General features: G+C 72.8%; 21 protein-coding genes. 10 read left to right on the top strand and 11 right to left on the bottom strand.

Going from position 1 to position 20,472, the window contains the following annotated elements; genetic code table 11:
• Positions 1 to 57 precede the first annotated feature (57 nt).
• Entirely contained in the window at positions 58 to 1,761 is a 1,704-nt protein-coding gene (locus EV562_RS12240; protein WP_133886800.1) for an acyl-CoA dehydrogenase family protein, read from the bottom strand.
• A 102-nt stretch (positions 1,762 to 1,863) separates the two neighbouring features.
• Between EV562_RS12240 and EV562_RS12235 the strand changes: the two genes are divergently transcribed.
• Positions 1,864 to 2,616, top strand: coding sequence for a PaaX family transcriptional regulator C-terminal domain-containing protein (locus EV562_RS12235; protein WP_208298345.1), 753 nt, complete (start codon positions 1,864 to 1,866; stop codon positions 2,614 to 2,616).
• A 4-nt stretch (positions 2,617 to 2,620) separates the two neighbouring features.
• On the opposite strand, the gene EV562_RS12230 is transcribed toward EV562_RS12235, so the two are convergent.
• Entirely contained in the window at positions 2,621 to 3,424 is an 804-nt protein-coding gene (locus tag EV562_RS12230) for a pectate lyase (RefSeq protein ID WP_133886798.1), read from the bottom strand.
• Between the two features lie 209 nt (positions 3,425 to 3,633).
• Positions 3,634 to 4,713, bottom strand: a complete 1,080-nt coding sequence (locus tag EV562_RS12225; protein ID WP_133886797.1) for an NADH:flavin oxidoreductase/NADH oxidase — start codon at positions 4,711 to 4,713, stop codon at positions 3,634 to 3,636.
• Between the two features lie 142 nt (positions 4,714 to 4,855).
• Between EV562_RS12225 and EV562_RS12220 the strand changes: the two genes are divergently transcribed.
• Both EV562_RS12220 and EV562_RS12215 read left to right on the top strand, forming a co-directional pair.
• Positions 4,856 to 5,218, top strand: coding sequence for a helix-turn-helix transcriptional regulator (locus EV562_RS12220; protein WP_133886796.1), 363 nt, complete (start codon positions 4,856 to 4,858; stop codon positions 5,216 to 5,218).
• A 182-nt stretch (positions 5,219 to 5,400) separates the two neighbouring features.
• The gene (locus EV562_RS12215; RefSeq protein ID WP_133886795.1) at positions 5,401 to 5,856 is read left to right on the top strand and encodes a DUF6214 family protein; all 456 of its coding nucleotides are present in this window, start codon (positions 5,401 to 5,403) and stop codon (positions 5,854 to 5,856) included.
• 42 nt (positions 5,857 to 5,898) lie between these two features.
• Here EV562_RS12215 and EV562_RS12210 read toward each other — a convergent pair whose 3' ends face one another.
• Positions 5,899 to 6,555, bottom strand: coding sequence for a DUF305 domain-containing protein (locus EV562_RS12210; protein ID WP_133886794.1), 657 nt, complete (start codon positions 6,553 to 6,555; stop codon positions 5,899 to 5,901).
• A gap of 207 nt (positions 6,556 to 6,762) precedes the next feature.
• Between EV562_RS12210 and EV562_RS12205 the strand changes: the two genes are divergently transcribed.
• A complete protein-coding gene (locus tag EV562_RS12205) occupies positions 6,763 to 8,265 on the top strand; it encodes a hypothetical protein (RefSeq protein WP_133886793.1) in 1,503 nt (500 codons plus the stop codon).
• Here EV562_RS12205 and EV562_RS12200 read toward each other — a convergent pair.
• The 4 genes from EV562_RS12200 to EV562_RS12185 form a co-directional block, all read right to left on the bottom strand.
• Complete coding sequence (locus EV562_RS12200) at positions 8,253 to 9,017, bottom strand: TetR/AcrR family transcriptional regulator (RefSeq protein ID WP_133886792.1); 765 nt, start codon at positions 9,015 to 9,017, stop codon at positions 8,253 to 8,255. The two genes, EV562_RS12205 and EV562_RS12200, sit on opposite strands and share 13 nt — an antisense overlap.
• Before the next feature lie 177 nt (positions 9,018 to 9,194).
• Positions 9,195 to 9,887, bottom strand: a complete 693-nt coding sequence (locus EV562_RS12195; protein WP_133886791.1) for a phosphatase PAP2 family protein — start codon at positions 9,885 to 9,887, stop codon at positions 9,195 to 9,197.
• 45 nt (positions 9,888 to 9,932) lie between these two features.
• Positions 9,933 to 10,868: a M56 family metallopeptidase gene (locus EV562_RS12190; protein ID WP_133886790.1), complete on the bottom strand. Its 936-nt coding sequence runs from the start codon at positions 10,866 to 10,868 to the stop codon at positions 9,933 to 9,935.
• A 332-nt stretch (positions 10,869 to 11,200) separates the two neighbouring features.
• Positions 11,201 to 11,800: a DUF5134 domain-containing protein gene (locus EV562_RS12185; protein WP_133886789.1), complete on the bottom strand. Its 600-nt coding sequence runs from the start codon at positions 11,798 to 11,800 to the stop codon at positions 11,201 to 11,203.
• Between the two features lie 208 nt (positions 11,801 to 12,008).
• On the opposite strand from EV562_RS12185, the gene EV562_RS12180 reads away from it, so the two are divergent.
• Positions 12,009 to 13,697 (top strand): FUSC family protein, encoded by a 1,689-nt coding sequence (locus EV562_RS12180; RefSeq protein WP_133886788.1) that lies wholly within the window; start codon positions 12,009 to 12,011, stop codon positions 13,695 to 13,697.
• Entirely contained in the window at positions 13,694 to 14,257 is a 564-nt protein-coding gene (locus tag EV562_RS12175) for a MarR family transcriptional regulator (protein ID WP_133886787.1), read from the top strand. Before EV562_RS12180 ends, EV562_RS12175 begins: the two co-directional genes overlap by 4 nt.
• Positions 14,258 to 14,305: 48 nt before the next feature.
• Here EV562_RS12175 and EV562_RS12170 read toward each other — a convergent pair whose 3' ends face one another.
• Together EV562_RS12170 and EV562_RS12165 are read right to left on the bottom strand one after the other, a co-directional pair.
• Positions 14,306 to 15,070 (bottom strand): VOC family protein, encoded by a 765-nt coding sequence (locus EV562_RS12170; protein ID WP_166661738.1) that lies wholly within the window; start codon positions 15,068 to 15,070, stop codon positions 14,306 to 14,308.
• A gap of 120 nt (positions 15,071 to 15,190) precedes the next feature.
• Positions 15,191 to 15,583, bottom strand: coding sequence for a glyoxalase superfamily protein (locus EV562_RS12165; RefSeq protein WP_133886786.1), 393 nt, complete (start codon positions 15,581 to 15,583; stop codon positions 15,191 to 15,193).
• A gap of 76 nt (positions 15,584 to 15,659) precedes the next feature.
• Here EV562_RS12165 and EV562_RS12160 point away from each other — a divergent pair, with 76 nt between their 5' ends.
• Positions 15,660 to 16,199, top strand: a complete 540-nt coding sequence (locus EV562_RS12160; RefSeq protein WP_133886785.1) for a GNAT family N-acetyltransferase — start codon at positions 15,660 to 15,662, stop codon at positions 16,197 to 16,199.
• 69 nt (positions 16,200 to 16,268) lie between these two features.
• Here the strand turns inward: EV562_RS12160 and EV562_RS12155 are convergent, their stop codons facing one another.
• Complete coding sequence (locus EV562_RS12155) at positions 16,269 to 16,952, bottom strand: glycerophosphodiester phosphodiesterase family protein (RefSeq protein ID WP_133886784.1); 684 nt, start codon at positions 16,950 to 16,952, stop codon at positions 16,269 to 16,271.
• A 227-nt stretch (positions 16,953 to 17,179) separates the two neighbouring features.
• Here EV562_RS12155 and EV562_RS12150 point away from each other — a divergent pair, with 227 nt between their 5' ends.
• The 3 genes from EV562_RS12150 to EV562_RS12140 are packed head-to-tail and all read left to right on the top strand — an operon-like array spanning position 17,180 to position 20,453.
• The gene (locus tag EV562_RS12150; protein WP_133886783.1) at positions 17,180 to 18,583 is read left to right on the top strand and encodes a DUF6421 family protein; all 1,404 of its coding nucleotides are present in this window, start codon (positions 17,180 to 17,182) and stop codon (positions 18,581 to 18,583) included.
• A 56-nt stretch (positions 18,584 to 18,639) separates the two neighbouring features.
• A complete protein-coding gene (locus EV562_RS12145; RefSeq protein WP_133886782.1) occupies positions 18,640 to 19,386 on the top strand; it encodes an SDR family oxidoreductase in 747 nt (248 codons plus the stop codon).
• The gene (locus EV562_RS12140; protein ID WP_133886781.1) at positions 19,383 to 20,453 is read left to right on the top strand and encodes a low specificity L-threonine aldolase; all 1,071 of its coding nucleotides are present in this window, start codon (positions 19,383 to 19,385) and stop codon (positions 20,451 to 20,453) included. The genes EV562_RS12145 and EV562_RS12140 overlap by 4 nt, the downstream gene beginning before the upstream one ends.
• Positions 20,454 to 20,472 lie beyond the last annotated feature (19 nt).

The raw sequence follows: 20,472 nt of genomic DNA, 5'->3' as shown, positions 1-20,472 counted from the left end.
CGTCGCAGGTCAGGCCGTGGTGTCGAGTCCGGTGAGGGGTCCTGCCGTGCCTCCCGGTCAGTCCGTTCCGGGCAGCGCCCGCGCCAGCACGCCGTCGAGGTCGGCCGTGTCCGGCAGCGTGCCGAAGGAGTGCCCCCAGTCGCCGCCCAGCCTGGTGGCGCAGAACGCGTCGGCGACGGCGGGCGGGGCGTGCCGGACCAGCAGCGAGCCCTGGAGGGTCAGGGCCATCAGCTCCACCAGCCGGCGGGCACCGGTCCCGGAGGCCTCGCCGAGCCCCGCCTCCAGCCGGGCCACCGCCGCGTCCAGCCGGGTGTCCGCACCGCGCGCGAGGGCGAGTTCCTCGAACAGGGCGTGCGCGCAGGCGGGGGAGCGGCCGAGCGCCCGCAGCACGTCGAGGGCGTTGACGTTCCCCGAGCCCTCCCAGATCGACAGCAGCGGTGCCTCGCGGTAGTGCCGGGGCATGCCCGACTCCTCGACGTACCCGTTGCCGCCCAGGCACTCCAGGGCCTCGGCGGTGAAGGCAGGCCCGCGCTTGGTCACCCAGTACTTGCCGACGGCGGTGGCGATCCTGCGGAACGCCGCCTCCCCGGCGTCCCCCCGCACGGCACGGTCGGCCGCGCCGGCGAGCCGCAGGGTGAGCGTGGTCGCGGCCTCGGACTCCAGCGCGAGGTCGGCCAGGACGTTGCGCATCAGGGGCTGGTCCACCAGCCGGGCGCCGAACGCGCTGCGGTGCCGTACGTGGTGACCGGCCTCGACTAGGGTCTTGCGCATCAGCGTCGCCGAGGACATCACGCAGTCCAGCCGGGTGCAGTTGACCATCTCGATGATGGTCTTGACGCCCTGCCCCTCCGGTCCGACCAGCCAGGCCACCGTCCCGTCGAACTCGGGCTCCGAGGAGGCGTTGGACCGGTTGCCGAGCTTGTCCTTCAGGCGCTGGATGCGGAAGGTGTTGCGGGTGCCGTCGGGCAGGACGCGCGGCACCAGGAAGCAGGACAGCCCGCCGGCCGCCTGCGCCAGCACCAGGAACACGTCGCACATCGGGGCCGACGTGAACCACTTGTGCCCGCGCAGCGTGTACACGCCGGGCTCGGCGGTCGCCGTGGCCGTCGTGGTGTTCGTCCGGACGTCCGAGCCGCCCTGCTTCTCGGTCATCCCCATGCCGGCCAGCAGGCCCTGCTTCTCCAGGGGCGTCCGCAGCCCCGGTTCGTACGCGCGGGAGGTCAGCAGCGGCTCGTAGAGGGCCGCCAGCTCGGGCTGGGCCCGCAGGGCCGGGACGGCGGCGTACGTCATCGACGTCGGGCACCCGTGCCCCGCCTCCGTGTGCCCCCAGACCAGGCCCCCGGCGGTCCGCGCCACGTGGGCGCCGGGCCGGTCGTCGGCCCACGGCGACCCGGCCAGGCCCTCGCCGACCGCCACCCGCATCAGGTGGTGCCAGCTCGGGTGGTACTCGACCTCGTCGACCCGGTCACCGTACCGGTCGTGCGTGCGCAGGACGGGCTCGTGCCGGTTGGCGAGGTCGCCCCAGTCCTGCGCCTCGGCACTGCCCGCCCGCCGGCCCAGCCGCCGCAGCCCGTCCTCGGCCCACGCCGCGCCCTCGCGCCGCACGCCCTCCAGCAGGACCGTGTCGTCGGACGCGTCGTAGGGGGCCAGGGGCGGAGGCTGGTTGGTGACGTCGTGCGTGGCGTACCCCGCCGGCCGGGCCCAGGGGTCCTGCGACGGCTCGTACGGCTCGTAGGGCGGCTCCTGCGCGAGTGTCGTCATGACCCGAGTGTTGCACTGCCTCTGCGGTCGCAGCAATAGTGCAACACGGTGGGCGCACGTACAGTACGTGCCCATGTGGACGAACGACACGTACCCGCGCGGATGAACGGTCCAAAGGCCCCCGGTGGGTTCCGACCGCGTCCGCTGTCCGCGCGGTCGGTGGTCCTGAGCCTGCTGCTCGGCACCCATCCCCCCGAGCTTCCGGCGCGGGAACTGGTGCGGCTCGTGGAGGGCTTCGACGTCGGCGCCTCCACCGCGCGCGCGGCGCTCAGCCGGATGGCCGCCGCCGGGGACCTGAGGCGCACCGGGACCGGATACCGGCTCAGCGAGCGGCTGCTGGAGCGCCAGCGGCGCCAGGACGAGGCCCTCGGCCCGCACACGCGCGCGTGGGAGGGCGACTGGGAGACGCTCGTGATCACCGCGACGGGGCGCGGGCCCGCCGCCCGTGCCGAGCTGCGCACCCGGCTGACCGCCCTGCGCCTGGCCGAACTCCGCGAGGGTGTCTGGCTGCGCCCCGCCAACCTCGACCGCCCGCTGCCCGCCGACCTCGGCCCGGTGGCCGAGCGGCTGGTCTCGCGGCCCGCGTCCCCGGCCGCCGAACTGGCCGCGCGCCTGTGGCCGCTGGCGGAGTGGTCCGACCACGCCCGGGCCCTGCTGGACCACGTCGGCCGGGCGCGGCGCCCGGCCGACCGCCTCACCGCCTTCGCGGCCGTGGTACGGCACCTGCTCGCCGATCCGGTGCTGCCCGCGGAGCTGCTCCCGCCCGACTGGCCGGGGGAGGCCCTGCGGGACGCCTACGCGCGGTACCAGCGGGAGCAGTCCGGACAGGTCCGGGCGCACGCCACCCGGACCTGAGGCGTCACTTGTAGGTGATGTCGGACGAGGAGTACTTGCAGTACGTGCCGTCGGCTCCCGAGCCGTTCGAGTCCGGCTCGTCCCCGTCGTCGTTGCCGATGTACTTCTGGCACGGGACGATCTTCTTGCTGCTGTCCCCGACGATCGTGATGTTGCGCAGGGTCGCGCTGTCGCCGTAGTTCGTGTTGATGCCGGCGATCCGGCCGCCCTTCCAGTTCACCTCGATGCCGCTGAGGTTGATCGTCCGCTTGTACTGCGTCGAGCAGTTGCCGCAGGAACGGACGAAGGTGCCGAAGTTCTTCACGGCGAAGTCGGAGACGTTCAGAGTGCCCGCGCCGTTGAACTGGAAGACCTTGTCGCCGGCCTCCTTGGCGCCACCGCCCGAGACCGTGTAGACGTTCGACGACGAGGAGCCCCGGAAGGTCGCCGCGTCCTCGCCGACGTCCTCCCACCAGACGTTCTGGAGCGTGCAGCTGCCCTTGCAGTGGACGCCGTCCGCGGCGGGAGCGCCGATGATCACGTTCTTGAGGACGGCGCCGGGGGCGAGCTCCAGGATCGGGCCCTGGTCCTCGTCCTGGCCGTCGGAGCCCAGGTCGCCGGTGCCGTACAGGCGCTTCATCCCGTAGTCCTTGGTACCGGAGACGGCGATGGTGGAGGAGACGCCCTGACTGCCGTTGGGGGTCGGCCAGGTGGCGGCGTGGGCCGAGGAGGCCCCGGAGGTCATGAGCATGCCAATCGAGAGTCCGAGCGCCGCCAGTGCGCCGGTCGCCGCGCGCCGTGGCAGGCGGGGGTGTGTCGCAGCGGTCATGTTCTGATCCCTTCCGAAGGGGTGGGGGTGAACGGAACATGTACGTGAACGTTGTGCATCAATCTGATCGCTTACCGGACGCCGAAGGCTCCCTTTGGGAAAATAGGAGCCTGCGGCGTCCGAGACGGTCACGCTGATGAACGGACCGTAGAGGGTAAGCGCTTTCTGGTCAACGCCTCGCGCGAAACCCCGCCCCCGGGGCCCCGCCGCTACATCCCCCAGCCGTACTGGTCCGGCATCCGGGCGTCCGCGCCGAGCTCCCGCGCCGCGTGCTGGGCCCAGGACGGGTTGCGCAGCAGCTCGCGGCCGAGCAGGACAGCGTCGGCCTCGCCGTTGGCCAGGATCTTCTCGGCCTGTCCGACTTCGGTGATCAGGCCGACCGCGGCGACCGGCAGTGGGCTCCCGGCCCTCACCCGCGCGGCGAACGGGACCTGGTAGCCGGGCCCGGTGGGGATCCGGACGCGCGGCACGTTGCCGCCGGTGGACACGTCCAGGAGGTCGACGCCGTGGGCCCGGAGGTCGCCGGCGAAACGGACGGTGTCCTCCGGCGTCCAGCCGCCCTCCTCCAGCCAGTCGGTCGCCGAGACGCGGAAGAACAGCGGCTTGTCGTCGGGCCACACCTCTCGTACGGCGTCGACGACCTCGAGGGCGAACCGGGTGCGGTTCTCGTACGAGCCGCCGTAGGCGTCGGTGCGGTGGTTGGAGTGCGGCGACAGGAACTCGTGGATCAGGTAGCCGTGGGCGCCGTGGATCTCGGCGATCTCGAAACCCGCGGCCAGCGCCCGGCGCGCGGCGTCCGCGAACCGGCCGACCAGCTCCTGGATCTGCGGGGCCGTCAGCTCGGTCGGCACCGGGTGCCGCTCGTCGAACGCCAGCGCGCTCGGCGCCAGCGGCTGCCAGCCGTACGCGTCCGGTCCCACCGGCGCCCCGCCCTTCCAGGGCTGCGCGGTCGACGCCTTGCGGCCGGCGTGGGCCAGCTGGATCGCGGGCACCGTGCCCCGGGAGCGCATGAAGTCGGTGATCCGGCGGAACGCCTCGGCCTGCGTGTCGTTCCACAGTCCGAGGTCCTGCGGGGAGATGCGGCCCTCGGGCGACACGCCCGTGGCCTCCACGACGATCAGCCCGGTGCCGCCCACCGCGCGGGCGCCGTAGTGCGCGAAGTGCCAGTCGCCCGGCACGCCTGTCGCCGGGCCCTCCGGCGCGGCCGAGTACTGGCACATCGGTGGCATCCAGATCCGGTTGGGGATCGTGGTGTCGCGGAGCCGGAGGGGCTCGAAGAGTGCGCTCATGGCGGGCTGCTCCCTGGGACGCTGCGGTTCGGGACGGCTCGTACGATAACCCTCGTAGTACGTCGAGTGTCAAACTACGGCGTCCTTCGTACAATGGGGTGCCCCGCCGACCGGCGGGACCCCCTGACGAACCGGAGTCGCCGTGCCTCCCGCCGCCACCGCCGCCGGCGCCCGCGAGCTGCCCCATCCCGCGCGTGCGGAGATCCGGCTCGAAGGGGTGCTGCACGCGCTGTCCGACCCGGTGCGGCTGCGGATCGTGCGGGACCTCGCCGCCGACAGCGACGCGCTCTTCTCCTGCTCGCACTTCGACCTGCCGGTCACCAAGTCCACCACCACGCACCATTTCCGGGTGCTGCGCGAGAGCGGGGTGATCCGGCAGACCTACCGGGGCACGGCCAAGCTGAACGGTCTGCGCCGGGACGACCTGGACACCCTCTTCCCCGGGCTGCTCGACGCGCTGCTGGCCGCGGCCGCCCGTCAGGCGGCCGTCGTCGGGAGCGACTGACCTCCGCGCCCGGGGCGCCTGCCCCGGCGCGGCCGCTCCGCTGACAGGGTGCCGCGTCGGCTGAACGAAGCGTGTTCCGTTCGTATGGAATGTGATCATTCGGTTACGTTGCGTATGTGCTCGAAGCATCCTTCGTTGATCGTTCTCTTCAGCTTTCCGACCGCTGTCCGGACGAGGGTGAGATGTCCGTGCGGCACGCCTGGGTGGTGAGCGAGGGCGGCACCACGACCTCGTGGTTCGACGTCCGGCTGGCCTTCGCCGACGGTGCCCGGGTCGACGCGCTCGCCGTGCTGTCCGGCCAGGACGTGCGGGTCGAGGACGTGCGGGCCCGGCCGCCGCTGTCCCTCGACGACCTGGCCGTGCTCGCCGAGTGGCTGGAGAACCCGCTGTTCGAGGCCTGCGTGCCGGTCGCCGCCCGTGGCGTTCCGGCCGCGTCGCGGCGGGCCAGGTCCGCGTGGCCGCGCGGACGGGAGGGGCGCAGGCTGGTCGCCCGGGAGTACCGGGCGGCCCGGGAGGAGGGCGGTGATCCGGTCCTCGCGGTGATGAGCGCGACCGGGCACAGCAGGCGCAAGTCGCTCAGGCTGATCGGCCAGGCGCGCGACGAGGGCTTCCTGACGCCGCGTCGCGCGCGTCGCTGAGGCGCACCCGGGAGCCCGTTCCGCCGCCGGGCCGCCGCGGCGTCACAGCATCGCGCGCATCCGGGAGATCTCACTCGTCTGCTGGGCGACCACGTCGTCGGCCATCTCCTCGATCCGTACGTTGTTGCCCTCGGACTTCACGTCCGCGGCCATATTGATCGCGCCCTCGTGGTGAGTGATCATCAGTGTCAGGAAGAGCTGGTCGAAGGCCTTGCCGCGCGCCGCGCGCAGTTTCTTCAACTGTGCCTCGGTCGCCATGCCCGGCATCGCGGCGTGCTCGTGCGGACCACCCGCCTTCTTCTCGCCGTTGGTCTCGAGCCAGCCCTCCATCGCCTTGATCTCCGGGCCCTGCGCGGCCGAGATCCGCTCGGCCAGCTTCCTGACCCGGCCGGACCCGGCCTGCTCCGGTGCCAGTTCGGTCATCTCCAGTGCCTGGGCGTGGTGCTGGATCATCATCCGCGCGTAGGAGACGTCCGCCGAGTTGGGGGAGTCGTCGTCGGCGCGCTGCTTCTCGGCGTCCTCGGCGGACAGGGTCCGGTTGCCCTCCCCCGGCTTGCCCGGCGCGATCACCGAGGGACCGGCCGCGGCCGCCGCGCCGGTGTCCGATCCCGAGTCGCAGGCTCCCAGCGCGAGCACCGCCAGTGCGCTCATCGAGGCCATGACGAGCGACGCGCTGGACGGCCCGGGGCGAGGGGACACGACGACCTCCTGTGACTGGGGGCACTCCCTGCGGGGAGGAAAGCGGAACACGTTGTGGGTGCGATGACCGTCCTAGCACGCTTCCGCGCGTCAGTGATCAAAAAACTTCATTGCGTCTTTGTTGCCCCCTGTTGGTATGTGCATGGCGAAGACGATACTGCGTGGTGCGTGAACCGTTCCAACCGGAACGGACGTTGGGAGGAAACAGTGACCCTGTTGAGCGACCCGCGAACGCGGCGCAGACGCCTGGGAGTCGCGGCCGCCGCCGCCGGACTCCTGTCCGCGCTGCTCACCGCAGGACCGGCCATGGCCACCCCCGACCCCGGGGACGGTCCGGCCACTTCGAAGGAGGTGTCGAAGAGCGCGCGCGCCGAGGTGCGCGAAGCCATCGAGAGCGGCGGGATACCCGGTCAGGACGAGACGGTCCACTCCGACAACATCGAACACCTGACCAACATCCCCAAGGACGCGCTGCCCGGCACCAATTCGGACCTGGCGTTCCAGGGCCGCTATGCCTTCGCCGGCAACTACGACGGCTTCCGCATCTTCGACATCAAGAACCCGAAGAAGCCGAAGACCGTCGCCCAGGTGCTGTGCCCGGGCTCGCAGAACGACATCTCCGTCTCCGGGGACCTGCTGTTCGTGTCGACCGACTCCTCGCGCAGCGACAGCAGTTGCAACAGCACCACGCAGCCCGCGACCGAGAAGTCCTCCTGGGAGGGCATGAAGGTCTTCGACATCAGCGACAAGCGGAACCCGAAGTACGTCGCCGCGGTCGAGACCGCCTGCGGTTCGCACACCCACACGCTGGTGCCCGAGCGCAAGAACGTCTACATCTACGTCTCCTCCTACTCACCGAACGCCGCCTACCCCGACTGCCAGCCGCCGCACGACGGGATCTCCGTGATCAAGGTGCCGCGCCAGGCACCCGAGCGGGCGGCCCTGGTGGGCTTCCCCGTGCTGTTCCCCGGTGAGGGCCCCGACGGCGGCGGCAACCCGGGCGGGCCCACCAACCCGGGCGTCACCAAGACCACCGGCTGCCACGACATCACGGTCCTGCCCTCCGAGGACCTGGCGGCGGGCGCCTGCATGGGCGACGGCATCCTGTTCTCCCTCAAGGACCCCGAGCACCCGAAGGTCATCGACCGCGTCCAGGACAACGTGAACTTCGCGTTCTGGCACTCGGCGACCTTCAACCAGAAGGCGAACAAGGTCGTCTTCACCGACGAGCTGGGCGGCGGCGGAGCCGCCACCTGCAACGCGGAGATCGGGCCGGACCGCGGCGCCGACGGCATCTACGACATCGTCGGCCGGGGCGACCACCGCAAGCTGGTCTTCCGCAACTACTTCAAGATCCCGCGCCACCAGGCCGACACCGAGAACTGCGTGGCCCACAACGGCTCGCTGATCCCGGTCAAGGGCAAGGACATCATGGTCCAGGCCTGGTACCAGGGCGGCGTCTCCGTCTGGGAGTTCACCGACTCCTCGCGGCCCAAGGAGATCGCCTACTTCGAGCGCGGCCCGCTGAGCACCGACACGATGATCACCGGTGGTTCCTGGTCGGCGTACTACTACAACGGCTACATCTACTCGAACGACATCGCCAAGGGCTTCGACGTCCTCAAGCTCAGCGACCGGCGCACCGACCCGGCCGAGCGGGTCCACCTGCGGGAGCTCAACACGCAGACGCAGCCGGACTACTTCGACTGAGCGGCCGGGTCCGTCCGGTCCGCCGGTTCCGTCCGTCCGGCCGGTTCCGTCCGGTCCACCTGATCCGTGCGTTCCGCGTGGGCCGGCTGCTCCGGGGTGCCGGTCTCGAAGAACCGCGACAGGTCCGGGTCGCACGTCGTCCCGCCGGGTGCTTCGGCTCCCGGCGGGACACCCAGCTTCCAGTCCAGCCGGTAGTGCCCGAACAACTCGGCGCGCAGCTCCGGCACCGGCATCGGCACCCCGGGCACGAGGGCCGCGAAGACGGCGCCCATCAACTGTGCGCGCAGCATCGGGTAGTCGCGGTCGACGTCCTGCGAGCCGTGCCGGGCCATGGTGTCCCGCAGCAACTCGGCGAGCCGTCGCTGCTCGGGGCACGGTACGAAGCCCACCTCGGCCTGGAGCAGCCCCGCCATGTGCTGGCGCATGAGCACCGGCCGGTCCCGGGCGAGTCCCAGGATCGCGTCGATGGCCCGCGCCAGCCGCTCGGACCCCCCCGAGGTGCGCGGCTCGCGCTCCAGAGCCTCCTCGAGGGTCCGGTGCATCAGCCGGTGCACGGCGGACTGCACCAACTGCCGCTTGCCGGGGAAGTAGTACGAGACCAGTCCGCGTGCCGAGCCTGCCCGGTCGGCGATGTCGCCCAGCGTGGTCGCCTCGTAGCCGCGCTCGCCCACCAGCTCCACGGCGGCCTGCAGAAGACGCTCCTTCGAGCGCCGCCGCAATTCTTCATTGACCGAGGCGCTGCGCGGGGACATGCTGTACTCCTGCGTTGACTGGCTGCCAGCCAACTATACTCGGCGCAGGCGGACGGACCTTCACGGATCGTCCGCACCGTCTGCCTCGGGCGACACGGGGGATCGTCCGAGGCGGACGGCACCACCCCATGGTTGCCTCGGGCTACATGCGTACCGGGTGAAGCCCGTCAGCCCAGGTCAGGACCCGTGCCGATCGGCTCGCGGATGCCCGCGCCGGTGCACCAGCACCGCGAGGGCCACGACCAGCGCGCCCAGGAGCCAGCCGCCGACGACGTCCGAGGCCCAGTGGACGCCGAGCCACACCCGGGTCACGCCCACCCCGGCCACGGAGACCAGGGCCACGGCGAGGCCGGCCCGGCGCGGGAGGCGCCCGGCGCCGTAGTGGTGCAGCAGCCACACCAGCAGGCCGCACACGAACGTGGCGGTCATGGCGTGCCCGGAGGGGAAGGCCGCGTAGTGCGCGGAGTCCACGGGGTCGGGCCAGACCGGGCGGGGGCGGTCCACCGCCGCCTTCAGGACCTGCTGCAGCAGACTGCCCGACAGGCACACCGCCGCCAGCCACCCGGCCGTCCACCGGTCGCCACGGCGCCACCACAGCCACACGACCACCACCGCGCAGAGCAGGCGCATCGTCCAGGGGTCCCACACCCAGTCGGTGAGGACCCGCATCGTCCGCGTGACGCCGCCTTCCTCGACGGCCCAGCGGTGCGTCGTGCCGGCGATGTCGTCGTCGAGTCTCAGCAGCGGCCCCCACTCGACGGCGACCAGGGTGAGCACGAGCGCGGAGCACACGGCCAGTGCCCAGGCGGCGCGAAGGGCCGTGCGCGGCTGCGGCGGGGCGGGCGGGGAGTCGACCGGCGGCGTCTGCATGCTGCGATACTCGCCGAACCGGGTCCTCCGGGGCCACTTCCCCTGCTAGCCCAACACCCACAGTCCCGGTGCGAAGGCCACCAGGACCGGAACCGCGGGCACCAGCGCGGCGGCGGCCGTCAGCCGCAGCCTCCGGCCCGCCGTGAGCCGGTTCGGTGGGGTGAGCAAGCGGTGGACCCGCTGCGGGACTTGGGCCTGAGCGGTCGGACACGGGCCGAAGACGCCCCGGCCCTCGTTGAGTTCGACCAGAGCCAGGGCGGTGGTCAGCCGCCCGAAGCGGCGGGAGGCGACGTCGTCGGCGGCCAGTTCGACCAGGCGGTGCATCTCGTCGCGGAACGCAGCGAAGACCGGAACCCGCGGGAAACCGTCGGCCAGCGCGACGGAGCAGTGCAGCAGCCAGTCGTGACGCGCCTGCGCGTGGCCCTTCTCGTGCGCGAGCACCGCGTCCAGTTGCCGGCCTTCGAGGCGGCGCAGCGCGGCGGTGGTGACCACCAGCTGCGGGGGAGCGGCGGGCAGCCACCAGGCGTCCGGCCGCTCGCCCTCCAGGACGACGAGCCGGCCGCGGCCGGGCTCCTCGCCCGGCAGCAGCGGAGCGCGGTGCCTCAGCTCCGCCCGGCGCAGCCGACGCCGGGAGCGGGCCCGCGCGACCTCCCGGGTCAGCATCGCGACGCTCCACAGGCCGCCGCAGGCCAGCGTGAGCGCGGTCGTGTCGGCCCACAGCCCCGAGGTGCCCAGCGCGTACGCCTCGACCACGCGTCCGGGGGCCGTCGCGAAGACGGGGCCGCCCACGGCGTGCCAGGCCGCCGCCGCGCTGAACGTCATCGACAGCGCGCAGCACACGATCACCGCCGCCACCGCACACTGCCAGACCCACAGGGCGACCACCGGTTCGCGATCCGGCCAGTCGGCCCGGGCGAGCAGCCTGGGGGCGAGCACGGCGGTCAGCGCGCCGAGCAGCAGCAGTGCCGCGGGGAGAATCATGGGGGCAGCCTATGAGCGCCGCGCCGTCGGCAGTACGGCCCCGGGCGCGAAGTGACGCAGCCAACGATCGCGCACGACGCGCGACGGGCAGGCCGGGGCCTCGGCGGCCCGGGCCGCATGCGGGCCGACGCCGGTGCATGCCGGGCTTCACTCAGGCCGACGCCGTGCAGGCCCGGCCCCACGCAGGCCGACGCCCGGCGCAGGCCGGGACCCGTTCGAGCCCGCCCCATGCGCGCCGGACCCTGTGCGGACCGGGCTCCGTACAGGCCGGGTGCCCGTGCGAACCGGCCGTGCAGGTCGCGCTCCGAGTGGGCGGGCCCCCGGCGTCCGTGTCACAGGGGCAGCAGCATGGCCAGCATCCCGATCGCCATGGAGAGGCGGCAGGCCAGGGCCAGCTCCGGCCGGTCGCCCCACGCCGCCGCCGTACGGCCGCCGGCTCCCGCTCCGTCGGCCGCGGACGCGACCGGTGTCCCCGGGCCACCGCCGGTCACCGCCACGACCGGTATCAGGCGTACGCCGGTCAGCAGGACGTATCCCGTGAAGTACAGCAGCAGCACTCCGGTCAGCACCGGTGTGCCGGACGCCCCGTGGGCATGGGTGTGCGCGGGGGACCCGGTCATCGCCACCGCCATGTAGACCATCGCCGCGGCGCCCACGAGGTGGTGCAGGTGGTGGCGCCCGGACCGGGCGGCCCACAACGCCCGCAGCCCGGCCGCGCCGAACACCACCGCATAGCCGGGCCAGACCCAGGCCGGCGGGGTGAACACGGCAGCGGGCACGGCCATGGCGGCCATGCCGAACCCCATGAGGGCCTCGCCGCCCGCGGCGCTGCGCTGCTCCTCGACGCCGCTGCGCATCCGCAGCAGGCAGTACACGCCGGTCGCCGCGCACAGCGCGACCAGCAGCCATCCGGACGACGCCGGTCCGTGCACAGCACCTCCCCGTTCCGCGGTCCACGGTCCGTCAAGGACTGCCCGGGCCACGCGGCGCGCACGCGAGCGCAAGGGGGTACGCGGGGGCACCAGGGGGAGCGCGCGTCCCGGGCGCGGGGGAACGCCGCAGGTCGGCGAGGCGGGCAGAGTGCGGGGTGATCTCCGGCACATTTGATTTACAGGTAAAACACTTGTTAATCTCCTTCTCATGAGCAGTGCGACCCCCACCCCCGGCACCCCACCGGTACGACGTCTGTCCCTGGCAGGCGTGCTGCGCCTGCGCCGGCCCTCCGAGATCTGGTTCAAGCCCGCCCTGAGTTCGGTCGCCGCCGTCGCCCCTCCCAACCTGCTCCTGCTGGCGTTCGGCCGGCTCGACCTGGCGATGTACACGATGGCCGGGGCCCTGTGCGCGCTCTACGCGCACAACCGCCCCTACGCGGCCCGCGCCCGCACCCTGGCGTGGGTGGTGCTCGGCATGCTCGGCGGCGTCGCCGTCGCCCTGGTCACCGCCTCCCTCACGCGCAACGCGGTCGTCCTCGTCACCGTCGGCGCGCTGCTGGCCGCCGTGCAGAAGACGCTCTGCGACGCGACCCGGGTCGGCCCGCCGGGCAACGTGGTCCTGACCTTCATCAGTTCCGCCACCCTCTTCGTCCCGCAGACCCTCGACCGGATCCCCGGTCACCTGGCGCTGGCCGCCGCCGCGGGCGTCTGGGCCTGGCTGGTCTGCATGGCCCCCGCCCTGATCCGCCCGCACGGCCCGGAGCGCCGGGCCACCGCCCAGGCGCTGAACGCCGCCGCCGCGTACGCCGCCACCCGCGGCACCGGTGACGGCCACGCCTCCGCCCGCGCCGCCGGGTACGCCGCCGTGCAGGCCGCCTGGCAGACGCTGCTGTCCCTCCCCGCGACGGGCACCCGCGCCACCACCCGGCACGCCCTGGAGCGCCTCGTCGTGCGCGCCGAGGTCGCACTCGCGGCCCCGGCCGACACCGACCCCGAGCGGCTGCGCGGCTGGGCCCTGGCCCTGCGCGGCGGCGGCCGGATCCCCCGCACCGGCGGCACGCCGGAGGACCGGGAGGAACTCCTCGGCGTGGACGCCGAACTCGCCGCCCGACCCGCGCCCCTGCGGCAGCGGCTCGGCCCGCTGGCCCCGATCGCCGTACGCACCGCCCTCGGCTGCGCGCTGGCCGGCTACGCCTCCCTCGCGCTCGGCATCGGCCGCCCGTACTGGGCGCTGGTCACCGCCGCCGCGCTCTACCAGGCCAACCTCACGCTGACCTGGAGCCGGGCCGTGCAGCGCGTGGTCGGCAACCTCGCCGGGGTGCTGCTCTTCGCCGCCATCGCCCCGCTCGCGCACCTCGGACAGGCGCTGCTCGTCCTGTGCTGCCTCGCCCTGAACTTCGGCGCCGAGGCCCTCATCACCCGCAACTACTGGCTCGGCAGCGTCTGCGTGACCCCGATGGCCCTGCTCGTCACCGAGTTCGCCGGCTACCAGGCCCCCGGCGACCTGATGACCGAGCGGGCCGTCGACACCCTCGTCGGGGCCCTGGTCGGCTTCCTCGCCGCCGTCGCCGTCACCAACCGGCGCGCCGGGAACCGCGTCGAACATGCGGTGGCCGCGGCCGACCGGGCCCGGGAAGGCGCCGCGCGCCTCCTCGCGGAGCAGGCCCCCGCCCCCGGCGCCCTGGAGGCCGCCCGCCGGAACCTGGCCGCCGCGCTGACCGACCTGCGGGCCACCGCGGACGGGGCGGCCGGCGAATGGTGGGGACGCGCACTGCCCCAGGAGAGGGTCGTGCTCGCCGAGCAGTCCGGACACCGTACGCTCGCCGAGGTGGTGCGACGCCGGGCAGCGCGTCCGGACCTGGACACGGGCACGAGAACGGAGGACGTACGGCCATGACCGCAACCGACGGGACAGCCCACGGCGGGGGAGCCGGCGACGGGGGGACGGGACCGGACGGGGACACCGTGGCCGCAGTCGTACGTCAGTGGCGTGCCGTCCGCCCGGACCTCGACACCGGGCCCATGGAGATCATCGGCCGCATCAACCGCTGCGCCGCCCTCCTCCAGCAGGCCGAGGACGCCCCGCTGCGCCGGGCGGGCCTCAGCCGGGCCGAGTTCGACCTGCTCGGCGCGCTGCGCCGCACCGGGCACGAGCTGACCCCCGGTGAGCTGGCCAGGGAGACCTTCTCCTCCGGCGCCGCCGTCACCAAGCGCCTCAAGCAGCTCACCGAGCGCGGTCTCGTCGAGCGGCGCGGCGACACCCGGGACCGCCGGGTCGCCCACCTCCGCCTCACGGGCGCCGGGCGCGACCTCGTCGACGGCATCCTGCCCGATCAGCTCGCCTACGAGTCCGCCGTGCTGTCCGGCGTGGACGGATCCCGGCAGGGTGAGCTGGCGGCGCTCCTCGGCGGGCTGCTGAGCCAGCTGGAGGGCCGCCTGGACGCGCTGCGGGCCTGATCCGCCGCCGTCCGACGACGCCCCCGCCGCCCTCCGGCGCCCGGCGGGTCAGCGCTCGTCGCCCGCCCGGTACACGCCGAACATCGCGCCCTGCGGATCCCGCAGCACCGCGATGCGCGGTCCGTCGGTCACGGCGGTCGGCTCCATGAGCACGGTGCCGCCGCCGTCGGTCGTGCCGACCGCGGCGGTGTCCACGTCCGCCACCGCGAAGTACGGCAGCCAGTGCGCCGGCACCTCGTGCGGGAACTTGTCGTCCATCGTCACCATGCCGCCGAAGTCCGCTCCGTCGATCCCCCACTGCGGATAGGCCGGCGAGGGGGTGACGCTCCAGCCGAAGACCGTGGTGTAGAAGTCGGCGGCCCGGTCGGGCTCCCGGGTCAGCAGCTCCACCCAGCCCAGCGTGCCGGGCGCGTTGAACAGCCCTGCGCCGGGGAAGGAGCGCGCCTGCCACAGCTGGAACGACGCCCCGGTGGGATCGGCGGCCACCGCGAAGCGGCCCGTGTCGAAGACGTCCGTGGGCCCCTGGAGGGCCGTCCCCCCGGCCGCCGTCACCTGCCGCAGGGCCGTGTCCGCGTCCCGCACGGCGAACGACACGTTCCACGCGACCGGCTGCCCCGGCCGGTGCAGCGGGGTCAGGGCGGCGACCGCCGCGTCGTCGATCCGCGCGATCGTGCAGCCGCCCGCCTGCTGCCGCGGGTCCGTGTGCGGATACCAGCCGAACAGCTCGGTGTAGAACCTCTTGGCCGCTTCCAGGTCGGTGGTCCCCAGCTCCGCCCAGCAGGGCCCGCCGGTCACCGGTTCGTGGAGCTTCATCGTGGTGGCGTCCTTCCGCCGGGGCCGCAGACCGTCCGCCCCCTCCAGCACGCTAAGGCCGGGCCGGGACCGCGGCCATCCGGCGGGAACGCACCGCGCTCGCGGCGCCCTTCCGACTACTCAGATCCCGGGCCGGTAGCGCAGCGGATGCCCGGCGGGCACCTCCACGAGCACGATCCGGGTGCCGTCCGGGTCCGCGATCCACATCTCCACCAGTCCCCACGGCTCCTCGACCGGCGGCCGTACGATCTCGACCCCCTTGGCCCGCAGTTCGTCGTGGGCCGCGGCGGCGTCCTCGACCTGGAGCCACAGGGCGAGCCCGGGGGCGGCGGGCGCCTCGGAGCGGCCGGAGACCTCGAGGAAGCCGCCACCGAGGAAGTAGACGGTGCCCCGCTCAGGACCGGTGCCGAACTCCCGGTGGACGGCGAGGCCGAGCTGCTCGCCGTAGAAGGCGCGGGAGCGGTCGGGGTCGGTGGGGCGGAGCAGCGTCCGGCTGCTGAGTACATGCACCATGCGGACCGACACTAGTGGCAGCGTTACTCTCTTCGGTGCCCCCGCCGCGCCCGAGCACGAACCGGAGACGCCCCACATGGACACCACCGCCGGCCCACTGACCTACCGCGACGCCACCGACACCGACGTGGACGCGCTCGTGGCGCTCGTGGAGTCCGCCTACCGGGGTGAGACCAGCCGGGCCGGCTGGACCACCGAGGCGGACATCCTCCAGGGGCAGCGCACCGACCCGCAGGGCGTGCTGGACGTGGTCAAGGCGCCGGACAGCCGTCTGCTGACGGTGGAGCGGGACGGCCGGATCGTGGCCTGCTGCCAGCTGGAGCACCGCGGGGCGCACGCCTACTTCGGGATGTTCGCCGTCAGCCCGGCGCTGCAGGGCTCGGGGCTGGGCAAGGCGATCATCGCGGAGGCCGAGCGGCGGGCCCGCGAGACGTGGGGCGTCACGGAGATGCACATGACCGTGATCTCCGTGCGCGAGGACCTGATCGCCTGGTACGAGCGCCGCGGCTACCGCCGTACGGGAGAGATGACCCCCTTCCCGTACGGCGACGAGCGCTTCGGCATCCCGCAGCGCGACGACCTCCAGTTCGAGCTGCTGGTCAAGCCACTGGTGTGACGGGCCCCCGGCCGCTCAGCCCGTTCGCCCCGCTCGGTCCGCTCAGTCCGTTCGCCCCGCTCGGTCCGCTCAGGCGGTGAAGCGGCCGGTGCGCTTGATCTCCGGGTAGTCGGTCGTCGCGCCGTCGAGTCCCAGGGCGCGCACCAGTCGCAGGTGGTCCTGGGTGTTCACGGTCCAGGAGAAGACCCGCAGACCCGCCTTGCGGGCCTTCTTCACGATCTCCAGCGTGATCCTGTTGATGTCCAGACACAGGGCCCCCGCGCCCGCCGCCACGGCACGGTCCACGACCTCGGGGCCGTAGTACTGGGCGACCAGGGCGGTCCGCACCCCCGGCACCAGCCGGGCGATCTCGACGATGGCCTCGTCGTGGAACGAGATCACCTCCACCCGGTCCACCAGGTCCCGGCGGAGCATCACCTCGGCCAGGACGCGCGCGGCCGCCGCGTCCTTGATCTCGGCCTGCAACGGGACCGAGACGGCGTCCAGCGCCTCCTCGAAGACCGGCACCCGCTCCCCGCGGCCCGCGTCCAGGGCGCGCAGCTCCTCCAGCGTCTTGTCGGCGATCGCTCCGGTGCCGTCGGTGGTGCGGTCCACGTCGGCGTCGTGCATGACGACGAGCGCGCCGTCCTTGCTCAGGTGCAGGTCCAGTTCGACGACGTCGAGGCCGGCCTGCTCGGCGGCGACGAAGGAACGCAGGGTGTTCTCGGGTTCGACACCCATCGCTCCGCGGTGACCGATGGTGAGGAAGTTCAAGGCTCGACTCGCTTCCGTCGACGTCGGCGTGGGCAGGGCGGCAGCCTAACGGCCCTGCCGGACCGTTTCCCCTGTGCCGCGCCGGGTATACGAACTCGACGCTCGACAGGAAAAAATGCGGCGAAGCCCGGGGTGAGGCAGGATAATTTACGGGACCTCCCCTTGATTGGAGAAACGTCGTATGTCTACGGTGTCGTGACGCTAGCTTCTCCCGTGGAGGATGGGACATGACGGAAATTCTTGTGCAGGTGGGTGCGGAGGAGAACGTTCCTCCGGTGAGCAGGGTGGTGGAGCACCCGGCATGGCCCGTGCTCAAGGATGCCGTGGAGCAGATCCAGCCATGGCAGTCCGCGGACGGGTCGATCGACTTCGACGCCGAGGGCGCCCCCGAGCGGGCCGCCGCCGAGGACGCCGTGCGCCGCGTCACCGGAGCCGTGCGCGAGCTGTCCCCGCTGCTGCCGCACGACGGCGCCTACCACGAGGCCCTGGTGCAGGACCTCGGCCGCTGGGCCGACGGCGGCTTCGAGATCCCCGACTTCCTCGACTCGCTGTTGGCCTTCCAGCCCGCCGCGAACCGCGCGGACGGCCTCCAGCATCTGGTCGTCTTCCCGATGTACACGCAGAACGGCAACCCGGACCGCAACCTCGAAGCGGTCGTGCTGCGCATGGTCTGGCCCGACTGGCTGGCCGAACTGGAGCGCACCCGCTACGACAACCCGCTGTTCTGCGGCATCACCTTCGAGGACTTCACGGCCGGCTACGACACCAACTCGGCCGTCCTCTTCCCGGAGACCATCGCCGTGCGCGAGGCCCCCGAGCGCTTCTCCTGGGGCGGCATCTTCTGCGACCGCGAGGCCGCCCGCTTCCGCCGCGTCACCGAGGCCGCCGTGGGCCTGCTGGGCCTGGAGCTGCCCGAGGACGTCGCCGCCATGGTCGACGACCAGAAGCGCTGCGAGGAGGCCTTCGTCCTGTGGGACATGGTCCACGACCGCACCCACAGCCACGGCGACCTGCCGTTCGACCCGTTCATGATCAAGCAGCGCCAGCCGTTCTGGATGTACGGCCTGGAGGAGCTGCGCTGCGACCTCACCGCCTTCAAGGAGGCCGTGAAGCTGGCGGACGAGGGTGTCCCGCAGGCCCGCGACGTGCAGTACGCGGTGCTCTTCGACCGCATGTTCCGCTTCCCGGTCACCGGCGAGCGGGTGCGCAACTACGACGGTCTCGGCGGCCAGCTCCTCTTCGCCTACCTGCACAAGCACGACGTCGTCCGCTGGACCGACAACAAGCTCTTCATCGACTGGCAGCGCGCGCCGCAGGTCACCAACCAGCTGTGCGCCGAGATCGAGAAGCTCTACCGCGACGGCATCGACCGTCCGAAGATCGTCCACTGGTTCGCCGGCTACGAGCTGGTCTCCACCTACCTCGCCCCGCACCCGGGCTCGAAGTGGGCCAAGGGCCCCGACGCCCTGGACCTGTCCCTGCCGCCGCGCAAACTCGTCGACGACGTGCTTCCCGACGAGTTTCCGCTGAGCATGTTCTACGAGGCCCTGTCCAAGAAGCTCAAGAAGGTGATCGCCGCCACCCGGGGCATCACCGCGGCCGCGGACGGCGCCGAGCGGGCCGCCGCGTGAGCGACGGCGGCGGCACGCACGGACACACACAGACACAGGCTCGGGAGGCGAGGACCATGGGGAACGGGGCGCTCGACGGCGCGGTGATCGCGGTGGCAGGGGCGGGCGGACCCGCCGGACGGGCCGCGCTGCTGCGGCTGGCCGAGGCGGGCGCGACCGTCGTCGGCGCGGACAACGACCCGGAGCGGCTCGCCGAGGCCGTGGACGCGGCGCGCTACGCGCACGGCGGCGCCACGGTCACCGGCGAGACGGTCGACCTGCTGGACCTGGACTCCACCCGGGCCTGGGCCGACCGCATCGAGCAGGAGTTCGGCCACGTCGACGGCGTGGTCCACCTCGTGGGCGGCTGGCGCGGCAGCAAGTCCTTCACCAAGACCGAACTGGGCGACTGGGACCTCCTGGAGAAGCTGCTCATCCGTACCGTGCAGCACACGTCCCTCGCCTTCCACGAGGCGCTCCAGCGCAGCGACCGCGGCCGCTACCTCCTGATCAGCGCCGCCGGCGCGTCCAGCCCCACCGCGGGCAACGCCGCCTACTCGGCCGCGAAGGCCGCCGCCGAGGCGTGGACGCTGGCCATGGGGGACTACTTCCGCAAGGCGGGGGGCGAGCAGGGACCGACGTCGGCGGCTGCGATCCTGGTGGTCAAGGCGTTGGTGCACGACGCGATGCGCGCCGAGCGTCCCAACGCGAAGTTCGCGGGCTTCACGGACGTGCGTGACCTCGCCGAGGCAGTCGCCGGTGTCTGGGACAAGCCCGCCGCGGAAGTGAACGGAACCCGTCTGTGGCTGACCGAGAAGCCGTGAACCCCCCGAAGACCGACGCGCGTCGCCACCACGACCCCGAGGTCCGCGGTTTCGCCAGTGACAACTACGCCGGCGCGCACCCCGAGGTGCTCGCCGCCCTGGCACTGGCCAACGGCGGGCACCAGGTCGCGTACGGCGAGGACGACTACACCGCGAACCTCCAGCAGGTGATCCGCAGCCACTTCGGCTCCGGCGCCGAGGCGTTCCCGGTCTTCAACGGCACCGGCGCCAACGTCGTCGCGCTCCAGGCGGTCACCGACCGCTGGGGCGCGGTGATCTGCGCCGAGAGCGCGCACATCAACGTCGACGAGGGCGGCGCCCCCGAGCGCATGGGCGGCCTGAAGCTGCTCACCGTCCCCACCCCCGACGGCAAGCTCACGCCCGACCTGATCGACCGGCAGGCGTACGGCTGGGACGACGAGCACCGGGCGATGCCGCAGGTCGTCTCGATCACCCAGAGCACCGAGCTGGGCACCCTCTACACACCCGACGAGATACGCGCCGTCTGCGAGCACGCCCACGCGCACGGCATGAAGGTGCACCTGGACGGCTCCCGGATAGCCAACGCCGCCGCCTCGCTGGACGTGCCCATGCGGACGTTCACCAACGCGGTCGGCGTGGACCTCCTCTCCCTCGGCGGCACCAAGAACGGCGCCCTGTTCGGCGAGGCGGTGGTGGTGCTGAACCAGGACGCGGTGCGCCACATGAAGCACCTGCGCAAGCTGTCCATGCAGCTCGCCTCCAAGATGCGCTTCGTGTCCGTGCAGCTGGAGGCCCTGCTGGCCAAGGACCTGTGGCTGCGCAACGCCCGGCACGCCAACGAGATGGCCCAGCGCCTGGCCGAGGGCGTGCGCGCCGTGCACGGGGTGGAGATCCTCTATCCGGTGCGGGCCAACGGGGTCTTCGCCCGGCTGCCGCACGAGGTGGGCGAGCGCCTGCAGAAGCGGTTCCGCTTCTACTTCTGGGACGAGGCCGCCGGGGTCGTGCGCTGGATGTGCGCCTTCGACACCACCGAGGACGACGTCGACGCGTTCGTGGCCGCCCTCAAGGAGGAGATGGCGCGCTGACGCACGACCCTCCGGGGCA

This window comes from Streptomyces sp. BK208, assembly GCF_004364245.1.
Taxonomy (GTDB): Bacteria; Actinomycetota; Actinomycetes; order Streptomycetales; family Streptomycetaceae; genus Streptomyces.
Note: the sequence above shows the minus strand (reverse complement) of the source record. Positions and strands in the feature narration are given on the sequence as shown.

Excerpts from the sequence above, each read along its gene's own strand:
- EV562_RS12240 (WP_133886800.1), bottom strand. The coding sequence starts at position 1,761 with ATGACGACACTCGCGCAGGAGCCGCCCTACGAGCCGTACGAGCCGTCG.
- EV562_RS12235 (WP_208298345.1), top strand. The coding sequence starts at position 1,864 with ATGAACGGTCCAAAGGCCCCCGGTGGGTTCCGACCGCGTCCGCTGTCC.
- EV562_RS12230 (WP_133886798.1), bottom strand. The coding sequence starts at position 3,424 with ATGACCGCTGCGACACACCCCCGCCTGCCACGGCGCGCGGCGACCGGC.
- EV562_RS12225 (WP_133886797.1), bottom strand. The coding sequence starts at position 4,713 with ATGAGCGCACTCTTCGAGCCCCTCCGGCTCCGCGACACCACGATCCCC.
- EV562_RS12215 (WP_133886795.1), top strand. The coding sequence starts at position 5,401 with ATGTCCGTGCGGCACGCCTGGGTGGTGAGCGAGGGCGGCACCACGACC.
- EV562_RS12200 (WP_133886792.1), bottom strand. The coding sequence starts at position 9,017 with ATGTCCCCGCGCAGCGCCTCGGTCAATGAAGAATTGCGGCGGCGCTCG.
- EV562_RS12195 (WP_133886791.1), bottom strand. The coding sequence starts at position 9,887 with ATGCAGACGCCGCCGGTCGACTCCCCGCCCGCCCCGCCGCAGCCGCGC.
- EV562_RS12190 (WP_133886790.1), bottom strand. The coding sequence starts at position 10,868 with ATGATTCTCCCCGCGGCACTGCTGCTGCTCGGCGCGCTGACCGCCGTG.
- EV562_RS12180 (WP_133886788.1), top strand. The coding sequence starts at position 12,009 with ATGAGCAGTGCGACCCCCACCCCCGGCACCCCACCGGTACGACGTCTG.
- EV562_RS12175 (WP_133886787.1), top strand. The coding sequence starts at position 13,694 with ATGACCGCAACCGACGGGACAGCCCACGGCGGGGGAGCCGGCGACGGG.
- EV562_RS12170 (WP_166661738.1), bottom strand. The coding sequence starts at position 15,070 with ATGAAGCTCCACGAACCGGTGACCGGCGGGCCCTGCTGGGCGGAGCTG.
- EV562_RS12165 (WP_133886786.1), bottom strand. The coding sequence starts at position 15,583 with ATGGTGCATGTACTCAGCAGCCGGACGCTGCTCCGCCCCACCGACCCC.
- EV562_RS12160 (WP_133886785.1), top strand. The coding sequence starts at position 15,660 with ATGGACACCACCGCCGGCCCACTGACCTACCGCGACGCCACCGACACC.
- EV562_RS12150 (WP_133886783.1), top strand. The coding sequence starts at position 17,180 with ATGACGGAAATTCTTGTGCAGGTGGGTGCGGAGGAGAACGTTCCTCCG.
- EV562_RS12145 (WP_133886782.1), top strand. The coding sequence starts at position 18,640 with ATGGGGAACGGGGCGCTCGACGGCGCGGTGATCGCGGTGGCAGGGGCG.